The sequence below is a fragment of the Curtobacterium sp. MCBA15_001 genome (genome assembly GCF_001864835.1).
In the GTDB taxonomy this organism is placed as follows: domain Bacteria; phylum Actinomycetota; class Actinomycetes; order Actinomycetales; family Microbacteriaceae; genus Curtobacterium.
Window position 1 is genome coordinate 91,121 of record NZ_MJGI01000004.1, and the last position, 15,019, is coordinate 106,139.

Here is a 15,019-nt window from a genome sequence, read left to right on the forward strand (position 1 = left end):
CTCGCACCGTGTACGCAAGCTCGCACCGTGCGCCGGGCTCGCAGGCTCGCGCAGCGCAGCCGCCTACGCGGGCAGGGGCTCGGCGGCGCCGCGACGACGACGACGGGACCGGAGCACGAGGGCGTCGAGCGACAGGCGCCCGGGCCCGGTCAGCGCCACGGCGAGGGCACCCGCGGCCAACACGAGCACGTACTCGAAGCCGCCGTCCTGCGAGAAGAACCCCGCCGACCCGTGGGCGAGCACCCCGGCGACGACCATGTCGACCGCCAGCAGCAGCCCGACGACACGCGTGGCGACGCCGAGCACGAGGAACACGCCCCCGACCAGCTCGAGTCCGGCCACGAGCGGCGCTGCCACCTCGGCGAATGGAACGCCCATGCCAGCGAACCCGGACGTGACGCCCGGGATCCCCTGCGCGAACTTCTGTGCGCCGTGGGCGATGAAGACCACGCCGAGGACGACGCGGAGCACGGTCAGGCCGATCGATGTCGATGTCGTTCGCATGGGCTCGACCGTACGTGGTGACGCGTCACCGATCCGCGGTGTTGACCGCCCTGCCCGGGGATCGCCAGCTGATGTCCAGCCGGCGGTCCCCAGGAAGGCGGACCGTAGATCAGGACGTGGCGCCGATGGTGCCCGAGGTGTCCGACCCGTCCGGGGTGCCCCGGCCGGTCGAGTGCTGCAGGCGGTCGATGTGCTCGGACGCCTCGGCCTTGGTCAGGTCGGCAGGGAGTTCCTCGCCGGCCTCGCGAGCGAGGGTGTCCAGGTAGCTCCGCTGCGGGCCGGTCATCGGCTCGTCACCGGTGACCCACTGCTCGGGGTCCTTGCTGGCGGTCGTGGAGGGGTCCGGGCGTGCACCACCGAGGGTCTCGCCCGAGTGGTCTTCGTCGGCGTCGTGGGCAGGCGTGGAGGATGCGTCGGTCATGCCACGGACGGTACGCCGCACCCACCGACAAGCCGACCGGACCGGGGGACAAGCCCGCGGATGAACGGGACGACCTCAGGCCGGCGTCGCCGTGTACCGCACCAGGTCCGGCCCGACCTCGTTCGCGGCGATCGGCACCGACCGGTCGTCGCGCCGGACCCAGATCGTGTTCGCGGGCTCGTCGAGTCGCTCGACCGGGAACAGCGTCCCCTCGAGCAGCACCGACGCCCGCACGTGCACCCGCCCGGACGGCGCCCGCGGCGGCAGCCCCGGCACGTCGTCGTCGTACGCCGGGTACTCCCCGGGTGCGAGCAGCGGGCTGATCGGCGTCGTCACGATCTCGGTGCCGGCGGCCCCGGACGGCGTCCGGACGTCGGCGCGCACGGTGACCAGCCGGACCACCTGGTCCTTCGGCAGGGGCACGTCCACGACGCCGGAACCGGCCAGTGCGCGGAACGCGGGCCGACCGTCGGAGCCGAGGTGGGCCTCCAGGCCGTCGATCCGGACGCGACCGCGACCGCGGGTGTCCGCGTAGGTGCCGGGAGACAGGTCGGAGCGACGCGCCTCGATGGCGGAGACCACGACGCGGTCCGGTCGGTACCAGTCGCGCAGCGTGGCGGGGTCGACCCACCCGATGCTGGCGACGCCACGGGCCAGTGCGGCGTCGTCGACGGGGCGTTCGTCCACCGCGCCGAGCGGGTGGGCGCCGAGCACGGGGACCATGCCCTCGTGGTCGTCGTCCCGGTGGTCGAGCACCTCGACGCGCTGGGACACCTTGCCGCCGTGTCCGTCGAACGTCGCGAAGGTGCGCAGGTCGGGTGCGTCGGTCATGGCATCAGATCGTAGGCCGGGAGGCCCCGGTCACTCACCAGACGACGGCCGGCGTCCGGCGGACGCCGGCACCAGGGCCGTCAGCTCACCGGTGCACAGGGTCGGGTCGACGCCCTCGGCCGGACCCGCGGGGCGGGTCGCTCGCCGCGAGGACGGCACGACCGGTGCGCCGTGGATCGCCTGGGCCTGCAGGCTGTTGCGCTGGTCGGACCGGGCCAGGCGGTCGTCGTCCTCGCTGCGGAACACCCCGCTCGGGGACCGACGCAGCGCGGGCCGGACCGGTTCGCCGCGGCGGTCCTGCCCGGGGAAGGGGCGCGAGCGTCGGCCGTACAGCAGCTCGGACGAATCGAGCAGCCACGGCACCAGCGCGACGGTCACGCCGTGCACGAGCAGCAGCTTCTTGCGGATGCGGCGGCCGCGGTGGTTGTGGAGCAGACCCTCCCACCAGTGCCCGACGACGAAGACCGGCGTGTAGACCGTGACGACCTCGGAGCCGTGCTGCAGCCGGTGTGCCTTGATGTACTTGATGAGCGGCATCGAGATGTCGCGGTACGGGCTCGGCACGATCGTGAGCGGGACCTCGATGCCGTGCTCGGCCCACTGCTGCCGCAGGTGCGCTGCCTCGGCGTCGTCGATCGCGACGTGCACCGCCTCGAGTCCGGCGTGCCGGGCGGCGATGGCGTAGTCGAGGGCCTTCAGCACGGGCTTCTGCAGCTTGTTCACGAGGACGATCGCGTGGTCCCCGGTCGCGCCGAACTCGGTGTCGACGTCCGCCTCGATCTCGTGCTTGACGTCGCGGTAGTAGCGGTTCACGCCGAGCATGAGCACGAACAGCAGCGGCATGATGACGAACACCAGCCAGGCGCCGTGGGTGAACTTGGTGATGGTGACGATGACCAGGACGACGAAGGTGAACGTGGCCCCGGTCGCGTTGATCGCCCGGGAGCGCATGACCTGCCCGCGGTTGACCGGCTCCGCTGCGGTCCCTCCGCGGTCCTCGCGCAGCAGCCGCGTCCAGTGCACGACCATGCCGGTCTGCCCGAGCGTGAACGACACGAACACGCCGATGATGTAGAGCTGGATCAGGCTCGTGACGTTCGCGCGGTACACCACGAGCAGCGCCGCGGCGACGAGCGCCAGGACGATCACGCCGTTGCTGTAGATGAGCCGGTCGCCGCGGGTCGACAGGGCCTTCGGCGCGTAGGAGTCGCGCGCCAGGATCGAGCCGAGCAGCGGGAAGCCGTTGAACGCGGTGTTCGCGGCGAGCAGCAGCACGGCGGCCGTGGTGGCCTGGATGACGAAGAACAGCACCGTGTCGTTGCCGAAGGTCGCGGCGGCGATCTGCGCGATCAGGGAGCGCTGCGGCGTGGTGGTGCAGTTCGCGAAGCCCTGCAGGTCGCAGGCGCTCTCGGCGTAGTGCACGCGGGACACCAGCGCCAGGGTGATGAGCCCGACGAACAGCACGATCGCGATGCCGCCCATCGCCACGAGGGTCTTCTGCGCGTTCTTGACCTTGGGGCGTCGGAAGGCCTGGACACCGTTCGCGATCGCTTCCACCCCGGTCAGGGCCGAGCAGCCCGAGGCGAACGCGCGCAGGAGCAGCAGGATGAAGGCCGCCTGGGTCGTGTGCTCGACGTTCTGCACCGTGTACGCGGCGGACTCGGCCACGGGGGCGTTGCCCGCGAGGACCCGGATCAGCCCGGTGACGACCATGACGAAGACGCTGGCCACGAACAGGTACGTCGGCACGGCGAAGGCCTTGCTCGACTCGCGGACACCGCGCAGGTTCGCAGCAGCGAGCAGCACGACGAAGAGCAGGGCGAGCTCGACGCGGAACTCGTTGAGCCCGGGCAGCGCGGAGATGATGTTGTCCACGCCGGAGGCCACCGACACGGCGACCGTCATCACGTAGTCGACGAGCAGGGCACTCGCGACGACGAGCCCCGCCTTCTCACCGAGGTTCCGGTGAGCGACCTCGTAGTCGCCGCCGCCGGACGGGTACGCCTTGATGAGCTGTCGGTAGGACGCGACGACCACGAGCAGCAGCAGCACGACGAGGGCGGCGACCCACGGCGCGAACGTCAGGAACGCCATCCCGCCGAGCAGCAGGATCATCAGCAGTTCCTGCGGTGCGTACGCCACGCTCGACAGCGGGTCACTCGCGAAGATCGGCAGTGCCAGGTGCTTCGGGAGGAGCTGTCCTTCGAGCTTCTCAGAGGGGAGCGGATCCCCGATCAGTCGCGACTTCAGCGACCGGATCTCGTTCGTCACGAGCGGCAAACCTACTCAGTTCCGGGCGCGAGTCAACACTGTGCGGACGGACAGGCCGCGTTTGCGCAACGAGAAGCAGCTCGCACCACGCGATCACGTGGTGCGAGCTGCTTCCTGTCGTGCGAACGCCGACGGCGGACCGCCCCGGACGGGAGGCCCGGCTCGGCCCCGGCCGGCGGCGTGCGTCTCAGAGGGACTTGCGCAGGGCCTCGAGCCCGTCACGCAGCCGCGTGACCGTGTCCGGCGCGAGCGTGCCGCGGGTCGCACGGCGGCGCAGGTCGGCGCGGACCTGCTGCCGGAACGACCCGAGCGCCATCTCGAGCTCCCGCAGGGCGCGGGCGCTCTCGGACGGCACCGAGGTCGGTTCCTCGGTGTTCGCACTCTGCGCCGAGGCGGCGAGGTCGGCGCGCAGGGACCGCATCGCGTCGCCGACCGAGGCGCGGACACCGTCGGCCAGGGACTTCACCGAGTCGTTCACGCCGACCTCGAGCGAGGCGATCTCGTCCGCCCGGGCATCGAGCTCGGCGCGACCGGCGTCCGTGATCGCGTAGACGGTCTTGCGGCCGTCGGCGGTCCCGGTGATCAGGCCGTCCTCCTGCAGCTTGGCCAGGCGCGGGTAGACCGTGCCGGCGCTCGGGACATAGGTGCCGCCGAAGCGGTCGCCGAGGGCCTGGATGACCTCGTACCCGTGCATCGGGTGGTCGGCGAGCAGCGTGAGCAGGTACAGGCGCAGGTGGCCGTGCGCGAAGACGGGGCTCATTCGGGGGCCTCGCTCTCGTCGACGACGGGCATGGTCGGCGCAGCGGACCATGCGGACGGGGTGGTCGGCGGGGTCGGCGCAGCGGGGACGTCGACCGGCGGCGCGTGCACCACCGCGATGTCACCGGACACGGAGTTGACCCGCAGCTCGAGCCACTGGCCGGACAGCTCACCGCCCTGCTTGACGTAGGAACCGCGCACGCCCTTGATCTCGGCGTCGTCGAACTGCAGCTTGCCGCTGGCGGTGCTGACGGTGCAGCGGTAGGGGGTGCCGTCCTCGAGTCGGACGCTCACCCCGCCGGACACCGTGTTCACCTTGGCCGAGTCCGGGGTGCCGCGCAGGTCGAGCACGACGTCGGCGGACACCCCGTCGGCCGAGAAGCGCGGGATCTCCCCGGTCGCGACGATGTCGCCGGACACGGTGTGCACGGTCAGCGCGCCGTCGAGGTCGCGCATCGTGGTGGTGCCGGAGACCGCGTTGACGGTGACGTCCCCAGCCACCCCGTCGACGACCACGTCACCGGAGACGGAGTTCAGCGTCGCACCGCGGTTCGTGCCGGAGAGCAGGGCGCCGGCGGAGACGACTCCGAGGTTCACCCCGGCGTCGCGGGGGACCAGGATGCTGACGTCGGCGTGGGCCTTGCCGCGGAAGGACTTCAGGAACCCGATCGGGTCGTCCCAGCGGATCTGCGGGTGGTCGACCGTCAGCGTGTCGCCGTCGAGCTCCACCTTGAGCGGCTTGCCCGACACGCTGTGGACCTCGATCCGGGCGGTCGGCTCGTCGTGCGCGACGACGTCCACCTGACCGCCGACCAGGCCCACCCGCAACGACCGGACGATGCCGGTGTCGATGACCTTCGGCTCGTCGACGAGCCACTTCTCCTGTGCCATGTCGTCTCCTTCGTGCATCGCGATGTATCGCGTCTGGTGGGAACACGATACATCGCGTTGTGGAGCCGTGGTGGGCTCTCGGCGGATTCACGGGACGGGCGTCGGCTCCGTGGCGGAGGTGCGCCCGGCCTCCTGGCCGGACGGCGGGGTCGGGCTCCACGGGAACCGGCGGAAGACCGGCATCATCGGCTGGACCACCGGGCCGATCGCGAAGGCGGCGATCACCGTCCCGGCACCGACGTCCCCGCCCAGGAACCAGCCGACGACGACGACCGACACCTCGATGAGCGTCCGGGCCAGCCAGATCGGCCACCCGAGTCGCTGGTGCAGGCCGACCATCAGGCCGTCCCGCGCGCCGGTGCCGAACCCGGCACCGATGTAGCACGCGGTGGCCAGTGCCAGCAGCAGCAGGCCGGCGACGAACAGCAGGATGCGGCCGACCATGCCGGGCGGGGTCGGCACGAGCCACAGCACCAGGTCCGCCGACGGGCCGATCAGCAGGGCGTTGAGCAGCGTCCCGATGCCCGGCTTCTGACGGAGCGGGATCCAGAACAGCAGGATGACGCCGCTCGACACGACGGTGATGAGCCCGAACGACCAGGGCACGACGTGCTCGAGCCCCTCGGTCAGCACCGTCCACGACGACACCCCGACGACGGCGCGGACCTGCAGAGCGGTCGAGGCGCCGTAGAGGAACAGGCCGACGAGCAGCTGCACGATGCGGAGGGTGAGGGCGGCGGGGCGGGACATGGAGTGATCGTGGCCGGAGATTGGACTGCCCGTCGAGAGCCAATTCCGCTAGCGTGGCGGGATGACGCCCGTCCTGCTCAGTGCCCGCGCCGCTGCCGCCCTGCTGCCGGAGTGGCGCGCCGGGGCCGACACCGTCGCGTACGAGGCGCTCGCCGACGCCGTCCGCGTGCTCGTCATCGACGGCCGGATCCCGCTCGGTACCCGGATGCCCGCCGAACGCGGCCTGGCCGAGGCGCTCGGCGTCTCCCGCACGACCGTCGCCAACGCCTACGCACGACTGCGGGCCTCCGGCTACCTGGCGTCGCTGCGTGGGTCCGGCAGCGTCGTGCGGCTGCCGCGCGACCTGCTCGGGCGACCGGACCCGGAGCGACTGGGCGGGGTGGTGCCCGACGACGTGCTCGACCTGCGGAAGGCGGCGCTGCCCGCGGCGCCCGGCGTCGCCGAGGCCGTGGAGCGGGCGGTGCGCCACGTGCCGGCGGCGCTCGCCGGCACCGGCTACGACACGGTCGGCGACCCGGGCCTGCGCGCCGCGATCGCCGCGCGGTACACCGAGCGCGGACTGCCGACCGACCCGAGCCAGGTCCTGGTGACGATCGGGGCACAGCACGCGATCGCCCTGCTCGCCCGGGTGCTCGTCCGGCGCGGGGACACCGTCCTGGTGGAGTCGCCGACCTACCCGCACGCGCACGAGGCGTTCCGCGAGGCCGGCGGGCGCCTGGTCGGGGTGCCGGTCGACGCGCGGACGGGCTGGGACGTCGACGTGCTCGAGGCCACGCTCCGTCGCTCGACGCCGACCGCCGCATACGTCATGCCGGAGCTGCACAACCCGACCGGGGCGTCGATGTCCCCGGCCGCCCGGCAGGTCCTGCTCGAGGTGGCTGCGTCGGTCGGGACGACGGTGGTCGCCGACGAGACGATGGGCGAGTTGCGCATCGACGGGGTCGGTGGCCCGCCGCTCGCGGCGCTGTCACCGGACGTCGTCATGATCGGCTCGGCCTCCAAGGTGTTCTGGGGCGGTCTGCGGATCGGGTGGATCCGCGCGGAGCCGGAGCTGCTGCAGCGCCTGCTGCTCGCCCGCCCGACGGGCGACCTGGGGACCCCGGTGCTCGACCAGCTGGTCGCGCGCGAGCTGGTCCCGGTGACCGACACCGTCCTGGAGGCGCGGCGCACCTCCCTGCGACAGGGTCGCGACGACGTCGTGGGGGCGTTGCGGACGCGCCTGCCGGCGTGGGACGTGCCCTCCCCGGCCGGCGGGCTGACCCTGTGGGTGGGACTCGGCAGTCCCGTCTCGAGCGCCCTGGTGCTGGCGGCGCGGGCGGAGGGCGTCGTGCTGGCGTCCGGCGGCGTGTTCGGCCCGGACGGCGGGTTCGAGCGGTTCCTCCGGGTGCCGTTCACGATGGCGCCGGCCGACCGGGAGCGGGTGGTCGACGTGCTGGAGCGTGCGTGGGGTCGGGCGTCGGGGGCACGAGCGGGAGCGCGGGGGTCGCTGGCCGCGGTCGTGTGAGGCTGCGTCGTGTGACGGCGGCGTCATCCGTTGGGTGGACGGCCGGGGCGCGGGGTTCGGTCCTCCGGGCGATGCCGTGCGCTCCGTCGGTCACCAGGCTGGTCGCATGACCCCGATCGTGTCCTCCCGCCCCGCGCCCCCGCTCCCGCCCGTGCCCGTCGCCGCCCGGGTCTCGATGGTGTTCGGCGCCGGGCCGCTGGCCGGGGTCCTGACGTCCTTCGGCCAGTCGGTGGGACCGCTGTCCTCGGTCGCGAACTCGGCGGGTCCGTGGTTCCTGGTCACCGTCGCGCTGCTGCTCGTGCTGCGGGTCCGCGCAGGTCGGGGCGGTCTGGCGCTGGCGATGGTCTCCGGGGTGGTGCTGCTCGAGCTCATGCACATCGGGTACTGGGCGGCGACCAACCTGCGCGGGTACCCGGACTTCCTGTCCCTGACGAACTTCTGGGTCCTGATGGGCGTGCCCGCCGGGGTCCTGGCCGGAGCGGTCGCGGTCCTGGTGCGCTCGCAGGACGGCCGATGGCGGGGCGCGGCGGCCGGTGCCGTGGCAGCCGTGCTGATCGGCGAGGGCATGCGGGCGCTGCTGCAGGTGGCCGCGACCACCGGTGTCGTGACGTGGATCGTGGAGATCGCGGTCGGGGTCGGCGTGCTCCTCACCGGGGTCGTGCTGGCCAGGTCGCCCGGGGCACGGGTGGTCGCGCTCGGGACCGGCGTCGTCGGCTCGGTGGCGGTGCTGGCGGTGTACCTGCTGCTCGGCAGCTGAGCAGTCGCGTGCGCTGAGCCTGCCCGGCAGCTGACGGCAGCGTCGGTCGCACCTGCGAGGATCGCACCGTGCACCTGCTCTCGGTCTTCAGCCTGCGGAACCGCGCGCTCATCGCGCTGGTGACGATCGTCGTCGCGATCTTCGGCGGCATCTCGCTGACGAGCCTGAAGCAGGAGCTCATCCCGAGCGTCCAGTTCCCCCAGGTCGCGATCGTCAGCGCCTACCCGGGGGCGACGCCCGAGGTCGTGTCGAACGACGTCTCGACGAAGATCGAGCAGGGCATCCAGGCGGTCCCCGACCTCAAGTCCACGACGGCCACCTCGTCGACCGGCCAGAGCGTCGTGTCGGCCGAGTTCGCCTACGGGTCGAACCTCGCCAGCGCCGAGGACAAGATCCAGACCGTGGTGAACGCGCTCTCCCTGCCGGACTCCGTGCAGACGCAGATCGTGACCGGGTCCTTCGACGACCTGCCGGTGATCCAGCTCGCGGTGACGGCGAAGGGCGACCAGGAGCAGCTCGTCGACCGCCTGACGGCGACGGCAGTCCCCGACCTCGAGAAGCTCGACGGGGTCCGCGCGGCCGACGTCTACGGCAACCCCGGACGCCGCGTCCTGATCACCCCGGACCGCAACGCCCTGGCGGAACGCGGGCTGAGCGCGACCGCGATCTCGGACGCCCTCAAGGACAACGGCACGCTGATCCCCGGCGGCACCATCACGCAGGACGGCTCCACGCTGTCGGTGCAGACGGGGGAGCGCATCGCGTCGATCGCCGACATCCAGGCACTGCCGCTGACCGGTGCCACCACCGCACCCGGGGCCGCGGCGACCACCACGACCATCGGCGACGTCGCGACGGTGGCGATCACCGAGTCCCCGCGGACCTCGATCAGTCGGGTCGACGGCGAGCAGGCGCTCACCATCGCGATCACCAAGACGCAAGAGGCGAACACCGTCGACGTGTCGAAGACCGTCCGCGCGGCGCTGCCCGGCATCGAGTCGAAGATCACCGGCGACCCGCGGTTCACCGTCGTGTTCGACCAGGCGCCGTACATCCAGCAGTCGATCGACTCCCTGGCCGAAGAAGGTCTGCTCGGCCTCGGGTTCGCGGTCGTCGTGATCCTGGTGTTCCTGCTCTCGGTGCGGTCGACCATCGTCACCGCGATCTCGATCCCCACGTCGGTGCTGCTCGCGGCGATCGGCATGCGGGCGGCCGACTACACGCTCAACATCATCACGCTCGCCGGCCTGACGATCGCGATCGGCCGCGTGGTGGACGACTCCATCGTCGTGATCGAGAACATCAAGCGGCACCTGCAACCCGGGGTGGACCGGAGACAGGCGGTGCTCGACGGAGTGCGCGAGGTCGCGGGCGCCGTCACCGCGTCGACCCTGACGACCGTCGTGGTGTTCCTGCCCGTGGCGTTCGTCGCCGAGCTCGTCGGCGAGCTGTTCCGGCCCTTCGCACTGACCGTCTCGATGGCGCTCGTCGCCTCCTTGCTCGTCGCGCTCACGATCGTGCCGGTGCTGGCGTACTGGTTCCTCCGTCCGCCGAAGACGCACAAGCACGCCGGCACGGCCCATCGGGACGTGAGCGCGGCGGCGTCCGGTGCCGCCGCGGGTTCGGCGACCGACTCCGACCTGCGCTCCGCGGCCGACCTGCACGACGCCGGTGCGCCCGACCGCCTGCGCCGCGGGTACCAGCCGGTGCTGCACTGGGTGCTCCGGTTCCCCGCGCTCGTCGTGGTGCTCGCCGTCCTGGTGCTCGGCGGGACCGCCGCGGCGCTGCCCTTCGTCAAGACGAACTACCTCGGTGACTCCGGCCAGAACACGTTCACGGTGACGCAGGACCTGGCGCCCGGCGCCTCGCTCGCCGTGCAGTCCGACCAGGCCCGCACCGTCGAGCGGCAGCTCCGCGCAGTCGACGGCGTCGACACCGTGCAGACCACGATCGGCTCGAGCGGTCAGTCGATCCAGGCGGCGTTCGGCGGCGGTGGCACGGCGTCCATCCAGTACGCGGTGACGACCGACTCGTCCGCCGACCAACCCCGGATCCAGGCCGACACCCGCAAGCGCCTGGACGGGCTGCGGGACGCGGGCACGATCTCGCTGTCGTCCTCGGGCGGCGGGTTCGGCGGCAGCAGCGACATCGAGGTCGACATCACGGCCCCGACGCAGGCGCAGCTCAGCACGGCGGCGTCCCAGGCGCTGACGACCCTGAAGTCGGTGCCGAACACCACCGCCGCGACGAGCAACCTGTCCGCGGCCGAGCCGTACCTGGCCGTCCGCGTCGACCGGGCGAAGGCCGCGTCGCTCGGACTCACCGAGACCCAGGTCGGTGGCATCGTCGCCGCTGCCGTGTCGCCGCAGGACACCGGCACGGTGGAGATCGACGACGCCTCGCTCGACGTGTACATCGCCGAGCCGAGCCCGCCCACCACCGTGCAGGCGCTCGAGGACCTGTCGGTGCCGACGGCCACGGGCAGCGTGCCGCTCTCCGACGTCGCGACCGTGGAACAGGCCGACGGCCCGACCACCGTGACGACCGCCGACGCCGTCCGCACCGCCACGATCACCGTGACGCCCGACTCCACGAACCTCGGTGCCGCCGTCTCGTCGGTGACCAGCGCCGTGGACGGGTTGGACCTGCCCAAGGGGGCCTCCGCGTCGATCGGTGGTGTCGCCTCCAGTCAGTCGTCTGCGTTCAGCCAGCTGCTGCTGGCGGCGCTGGTGGCGATCCTGATCGTCTACGTCGTGATGGTCGCGACGTTCCGCAGCCTGCTGCAGCCGCTGCTGCTGCTCGTGTCGATCCCGTTCGCCGCGACCGGGGCGATCCTGCTGCAGATCGTGTCCGGGATCCCGATCGGGGTCGCGTCGCTCATCGGCGTGCTCATGCTGGTCGGGATCGTCGTGACGAACGCGATCGTGCTCATCGACCTGGTGAACCAGTACCGCCGGCGGGGACTCCGTGTCCGCGAGGCCCTGGTCGAGGGCGCCACCCGGCGACTGCGACCGATCCTGATGACGGCGCTCGCGACGATCTTCGCGCTCGTGCCGATGGCGATCGGGGTGACCGGGCAGGGCGGGTTCATCTCGCAGCCGCTCGCGCTCGTCGTGATCGGCGGGCTGGTGTCGTCGACGCTGCTGACCCTGGTGGTGCTGCCGGCGCTGTACTTCCTGGTCGAGCGGGTGCGGGAGCGGCGGGCCGACCGGCGTGCCGCTCGGGGCTAGCGGGCTTCGACGTCCTCGAGGTCGACGGCCACGAACCACTGCACGACGACGACCGTCAGCGTGACGAGGAACACGACGGCGCCGAGCTGGGCGACGCCCGAGGTGTGACCGGTCGCGGCGCCGTAGCCCGCGAACCCGACCGTCACGAAGAACGACAGCCCGAGCAGGAGCTCGGCGATCGTGCTGGTGCGGGTCCGGCGCTGCCAGGTCGAGACGGGGCGCGCGGGGCGGGTCGAGGTGTCGGTCACCCCTGCAGTGTGCGCCCGGCCGGGGCGTCGGCGGCAGTCCCGACTCCGGGTGCCACCCGGTCGGGGTACGCCCGGGTCCGCCACGTGCCCGACCGCGGACGACGCACGCCGGTGGCCCGCGTGCGGCACGCGGCTCAGCCCAGGTGCCGCCGCAGGAACGCCACCACGCGTTCGCTCATCGCCCGGTCGAGCTGCGCGATGGAGTGCGCCGTGCCCTGCACCGCGACGAGGGTCACCGGCACGTCGTGGGCCCGGAGCGCCGCCGCGAACTCCTGCGACTCCCACAGCGGGATGAACTCGTGCGTGGAGTGTCCGATGAAGAACGGTGCCGTGTCCGAGGTCACGTGCAGCGTCGGCGATGCCCGGTCGGCCGCGGGACAGGCGTCGTACGCGGTGCACCCGAGGTAGAGCAGCTGGCGACGCTGGAACGACGCGGACACCCCGTCGGACTCCGTCGACCGCGCGGTCAGGTCGGTCGGCCCGCTCAGGTCGACCACCGCGCGGATGCGGTCCCCGTCGGCCCAGGCGGCGGACTCGTGGTCCTCGACCGCGAGCATCGCCGCCAGGTTGCCGCCCGCGCTGCCGCCGAACACCCCCACCCGGTCGGGGTCGACGTCGTAGGTCGTCAGGGTCGAGGTCCGGAACACCCAGTCGAGCGCCCGCCGGGTGTCGTCCAGGCCGGCGGGGAAGGGGTCGGTCGGCGCGAGGCGGTAGTCGACGTTGAAGGTGACGAAGCCCTCCGAGGCCAGGTACTGGCAGACCGCGCGGTAGGCGGCCGTGTCCTTGTCGCCGTGGGACCAGCTGCCCCCGTGGATCATCATCACCGCGGGACGGCCGCTCGACGACCCGGCAGCTGCCGACGGGTCGGCCGCCGACGTGCCCGATCCGGCGCCGGCACCCGGACCCGTCGGCGTCGCCGTGGTGCCCGGGGCGCTGTCCGCCGGCAGGCACACGTCGAGCTGCTGCAGCCGGTCGGCCCCGTACGGCACGTCCCGCACCACGTCGATCCCGTGGTACCGCAACGACAGCGGGTAGATGACCGGGTCAGCGGTGACGGTCGTGTTCTCGTCGCCGGTGGGGTCCGCGCTGCAGGACGACACCACACCGAGCGCCACGACCGCGGCGACGAGCGCGAACAGCGTGCGGCGACCGGACCTCATCGCGCACCACGGTACCGCGGAACGCCGTTCACCTGCCGGTGCCAGGATGAGCAGGAGACCCCGAGTGCCCCTGGAGGACCCGTGAGCCGTCGCAAGGCCTGGAACGCCGACCCCGAACCGCTCCTCCGTGTCGACGAGGGCTTCCGACTCGCCGACGTCGACCCCGAGTCCACGCCCGGCTTCCCCGGGCGCAAGATCGACGGCCTCGAGTCCCTGGCCGCCGGCGCCGATCGCCTGGCTGCCCTGCAGGAGCGGCTCTGGGCAGCGGCGACGACCGGGGACGAGCGCCGCGTGCTGCTCGTCCTGCAGGCGATGGACACGGCGGGCAAGGGCGGGATCGTCTCGCACGTGGTCGGCGCGGTGGACCCGAACGGCGTGCACTACGCCGGGTTCAAGGCGCCCACGGCCGAGGAGCGCGAGCACGACTTCCTCTGGCGCATCGAGCGGCAGCTGCCCGGCGCCGGGCAGCTCGGCGTGTTCGACCGGTCGCACTACGAGGACGTCCTCATCCAGCGCATCCGGGCCTTCGCGTCGCCGGACGAGATCGAGCGCCGCTACGGCGCCATCGTGGACTTCGAGAACCGGCTCGCCGAGCAGGGCACGACGATCGTCAAGGTGATGCTGCACATCTCGAAGGACGAGCAGCGCGCACGCCTCGGCGACCGCCTGGACCGGCCGGACAAGCACTGGAAGTTCAACCCGGGCGACATCGACGAGCGGCTGCTCTGGAACCGGTACCAGGACGCGTACCAGATCGTGTTCGACCGGACCTCGACCGCCGTCGCGCCCTGGTACGTGATCCCCGCGAACCGCAAGTGGTACGCCCGCCTCGCCGTGCAGCAGCTCCTGCTCCGCGCACTCGAGGACATGCACCTGTCCTGGCCCGCGGCCGACTTCGACGTGGCCGAGCAACGACAGCGGCTCGCCGAGTCCTGACCAGCGGTCGGCCAGGAGGCTCGGCTCGCCGCCACCGGGGTCGTGGGCTCCCGACGGGGCTGGCCAACACGCGTCGGCTCGCGTAGACTCGCTCGGTCGGCCTTCGACACCGCGGCTGCGAGCCGCGGACGTGTTTGGGTGTTGTGTAGCTCGAGGGCTGGAATCACGTCGATCGACGACGGGATGAACCCCCTCCACGAACTGCCCCCGCCGATGTCGCTGCCGGGCTCCGTGGCATGTCCGCACCCCGGAGAGAACTCATGGCCCCCTACGACAAGGGCGCGAACAACCGCGCCTCCGATCGTGTCCGTCACGCGAACGGCACCCCTGCCGCCCGCTCCAGCAAGCACCGCGGATACCGCGCTGCCGAGCCGACCGCTCCGCGCCAGAAGCAGCGGTGGGACGCCGACGAGCGTCGCAACCGCTCGTCGCAGGGCGAGCGCCCGGCCCGCCCGAACTGGGACCCGCGCGACAGCCGCGGCAGCCGCCCGGCGTGGGAGCCCCGCGGTGCGGGTCGTCCCGCCCGCGGCAACGACCGCGACGAGCGCGCCCCGCGCAGCTTCGACCGCAACGACCGCGACCGTGCGCCCCGCCGTGACGACCGCGATGACCGTGCTCCGCGTCGTTTCGAGCGCGACGACCGTGCACCCCGTCGTGACGACCGTGACGACCGCGCCCCGCGTCGTTTCGACCGTGACGACCGTGCGCCCCGTCGTGACGACCGCGCCCCGCGTCGTTTCGACCGCGACGACCGGGC

13 protein-coding genes and 1 pseudogene are annotated in these 15,019 nt (G+C 72.4%); 5 read left to right on the top strand and 9 right to left on the bottom strand.

All coding sequences use genetic code 11. The features are described from left to right. Window positions 1-63: 63 nt before the first annotated feature. From BIU90_RS01840 to BIU90_RS01870, 7 genes are all read right to left on the bottom strand, one after another. Window positions 64-504, bottom strand: a complete 441-nt coding sequence (locus BIU90_RS01840) for a DoxX family protein (protein ID WP_071298539.1) — start codon at window positions 502-504, stop codon at window positions 64-66. Window positions 505-613: 109 nt separating this feature from the next. Then, window positions 614-925 (bottom strand): DUF3072 domain-containing protein, encoded by a 312-nt coding sequence (locus BIU90_RS01845; RefSeq protein WP_071298540.1) that lies wholly within the window; start codon window positions 923-925, stop codon window positions 614-616. A gap of 75 nt (window positions 926-1,000) precedes the next feature. Then, window positions 1,001-1,756, bottom strand: a complete 756-nt coding sequence (locus tag BIU90_RS01850) for a hypothetical protein (RefSeq protein WP_071298541.1) — start codon at window positions 1,754-1,756, stop codon at window positions 1,001-1,003. A gap of 30 nt (window positions 1,757-1,786) precedes the next feature. Beyond that, the gene (locus BIU90_RS01855) at window positions 1,787-4,036 is read right to left on the bottom strand and encodes an APC family permease (RefSeq protein WP_071298542.1); all 2,250 of its coding nucleotides are present in this window, start codon (window positions 4,034-4,036) and stop codon (window positions 1,787-1,789) included. A 178-nt stretch (window positions 4,037-4,214) separates the two neighbouring features. Then, window positions 4,215-4,787 (bottom strand): PadR family transcriptional regulator, encoded by a 573-nt coding sequence (locus tag BIU90_RS01860; protein WP_071298543.1) that lies wholly within the window; start codon window positions 4,785-4,787, stop codon window positions 4,215-4,217. Then, window positions 4,784-5,677 carry a DUF4097 family beta strand repeat-containing protein gene (locus BIU90_RS01865; protein WP_071298544.1) on the bottom strand — a complete coding sequence of 298 codons (894 nt, stop codon included), beginning with the start codon at window positions 5,675-5,677 and terminating at the stop codon, window positions 4,784-4,786. The genes BIU90_RS01860 and BIU90_RS01865 overlap by 4 nt, the downstream gene beginning before the upstream one ends. An 87-nt stretch (window positions 5,678-5,764) precedes the next feature. Then, the gene (locus BIU90_RS01870) at window positions 5,765-6,427 is read right to left on the bottom strand and encodes a YitT family protein (RefSeq protein WP_071298545.1); all 663 of its coding nucleotides are present in this window, start codon (window positions 6,425-6,427) and stop codon (window positions 5,765-5,767) included. Between the two features lie 61 nt (window positions 6,428-6,488). Here BIU90_RS01870 and BIU90_RS01875 point away from each other — a divergent pair, with 61 nt between their 5' ends. The 3 genes from BIU90_RS01875 (at window position 6,489) to BIU90_RS01885 (ending at window position 11,918) form a co-directional block, all read left to right on the top strand. Then, a complete protein-coding gene (locus tag BIU90_RS01875; RefSeq protein WP_071298546.1) occupies window positions 6,489-7,931 on the top strand; it encodes a PLP-dependent aminotransferase family protein in 1,443 nt (480 codons plus the stop codon). A gap of 106 nt (window positions 7,932-8,037) precedes the next feature. After that, window positions 8,038-8,688 carry a DUF6518 family protein gene (locus tag BIU90_RS01880; protein WP_071298547.1) on the top strand — a complete coding sequence of 217 codons (651 nt, stop codon included), beginning with the start codon at window positions 8,038-8,040 and terminating at the stop codon, window positions 8,686-8,688. A gap of 68 nt (window positions 8,689-8,756) precedes the next feature. Continuing rightward, complete coding sequence (locus BIU90_RS01885) at window positions 8,757-11,918, top strand: efflux RND transporter permease subunit (RefSeq protein ID WP_071298548.1); 3,162 nt, start codon at window positions 8,757-8,759, stop codon at window positions 11,916-11,918. Here the strand turns inward: BIU90_RS01885 and BIU90_RS01890 are convergent. Next, window positions 11,915-12,166: a hypothetical protein gene (locus tag BIU90_RS01890; RefSeq protein ID WP_071298549.1), complete on the bottom strand. Its 252-nt coding sequence runs from the start codon at window positions 12,164-12,166 to the stop codon at window positions 11,915-11,917. The two genes, BIU90_RS01885 and BIU90_RS01890, sit on opposite strands and share 4 nt — an antisense overlap. A gap of 134 nt (window positions 12,167-12,300) precedes the next feature. After that, window positions 12,301-13,326, bottom strand: a complete 1,026-nt coding sequence (locus BIU90_RS01895) for an alpha/beta hydrolase (protein WP_071298550.1) — start codon at window positions 13,324-13,326, stop codon at window positions 12,301-12,303. An 81-nt stretch (window positions 13,327-13,407) separates the two neighbouring features. Here BIU90_RS01895 and BIU90_RS01900 point away from each other — a divergent pair, with 81 nt between their 5' ends. Further along, window positions 13,408-14,262 (top strand): PPK2 family polyphosphate kinase, encoded by an 855-nt coding sequence (locus tag BIU90_RS01900; RefSeq protein WP_071298551.1) that lies wholly within the window; start codon window positions 13,408-13,410, stop codon window positions 14,260-14,262. A 260-nt stretch (window positions 14,263-14,522) separates the two neighbouring features. Next, a pseudogene (locus tag BIU90_RS01905) lies at window positions 14,523-15,019 on the top strand (ATP-dependent helicase); the annotation flags it as partial.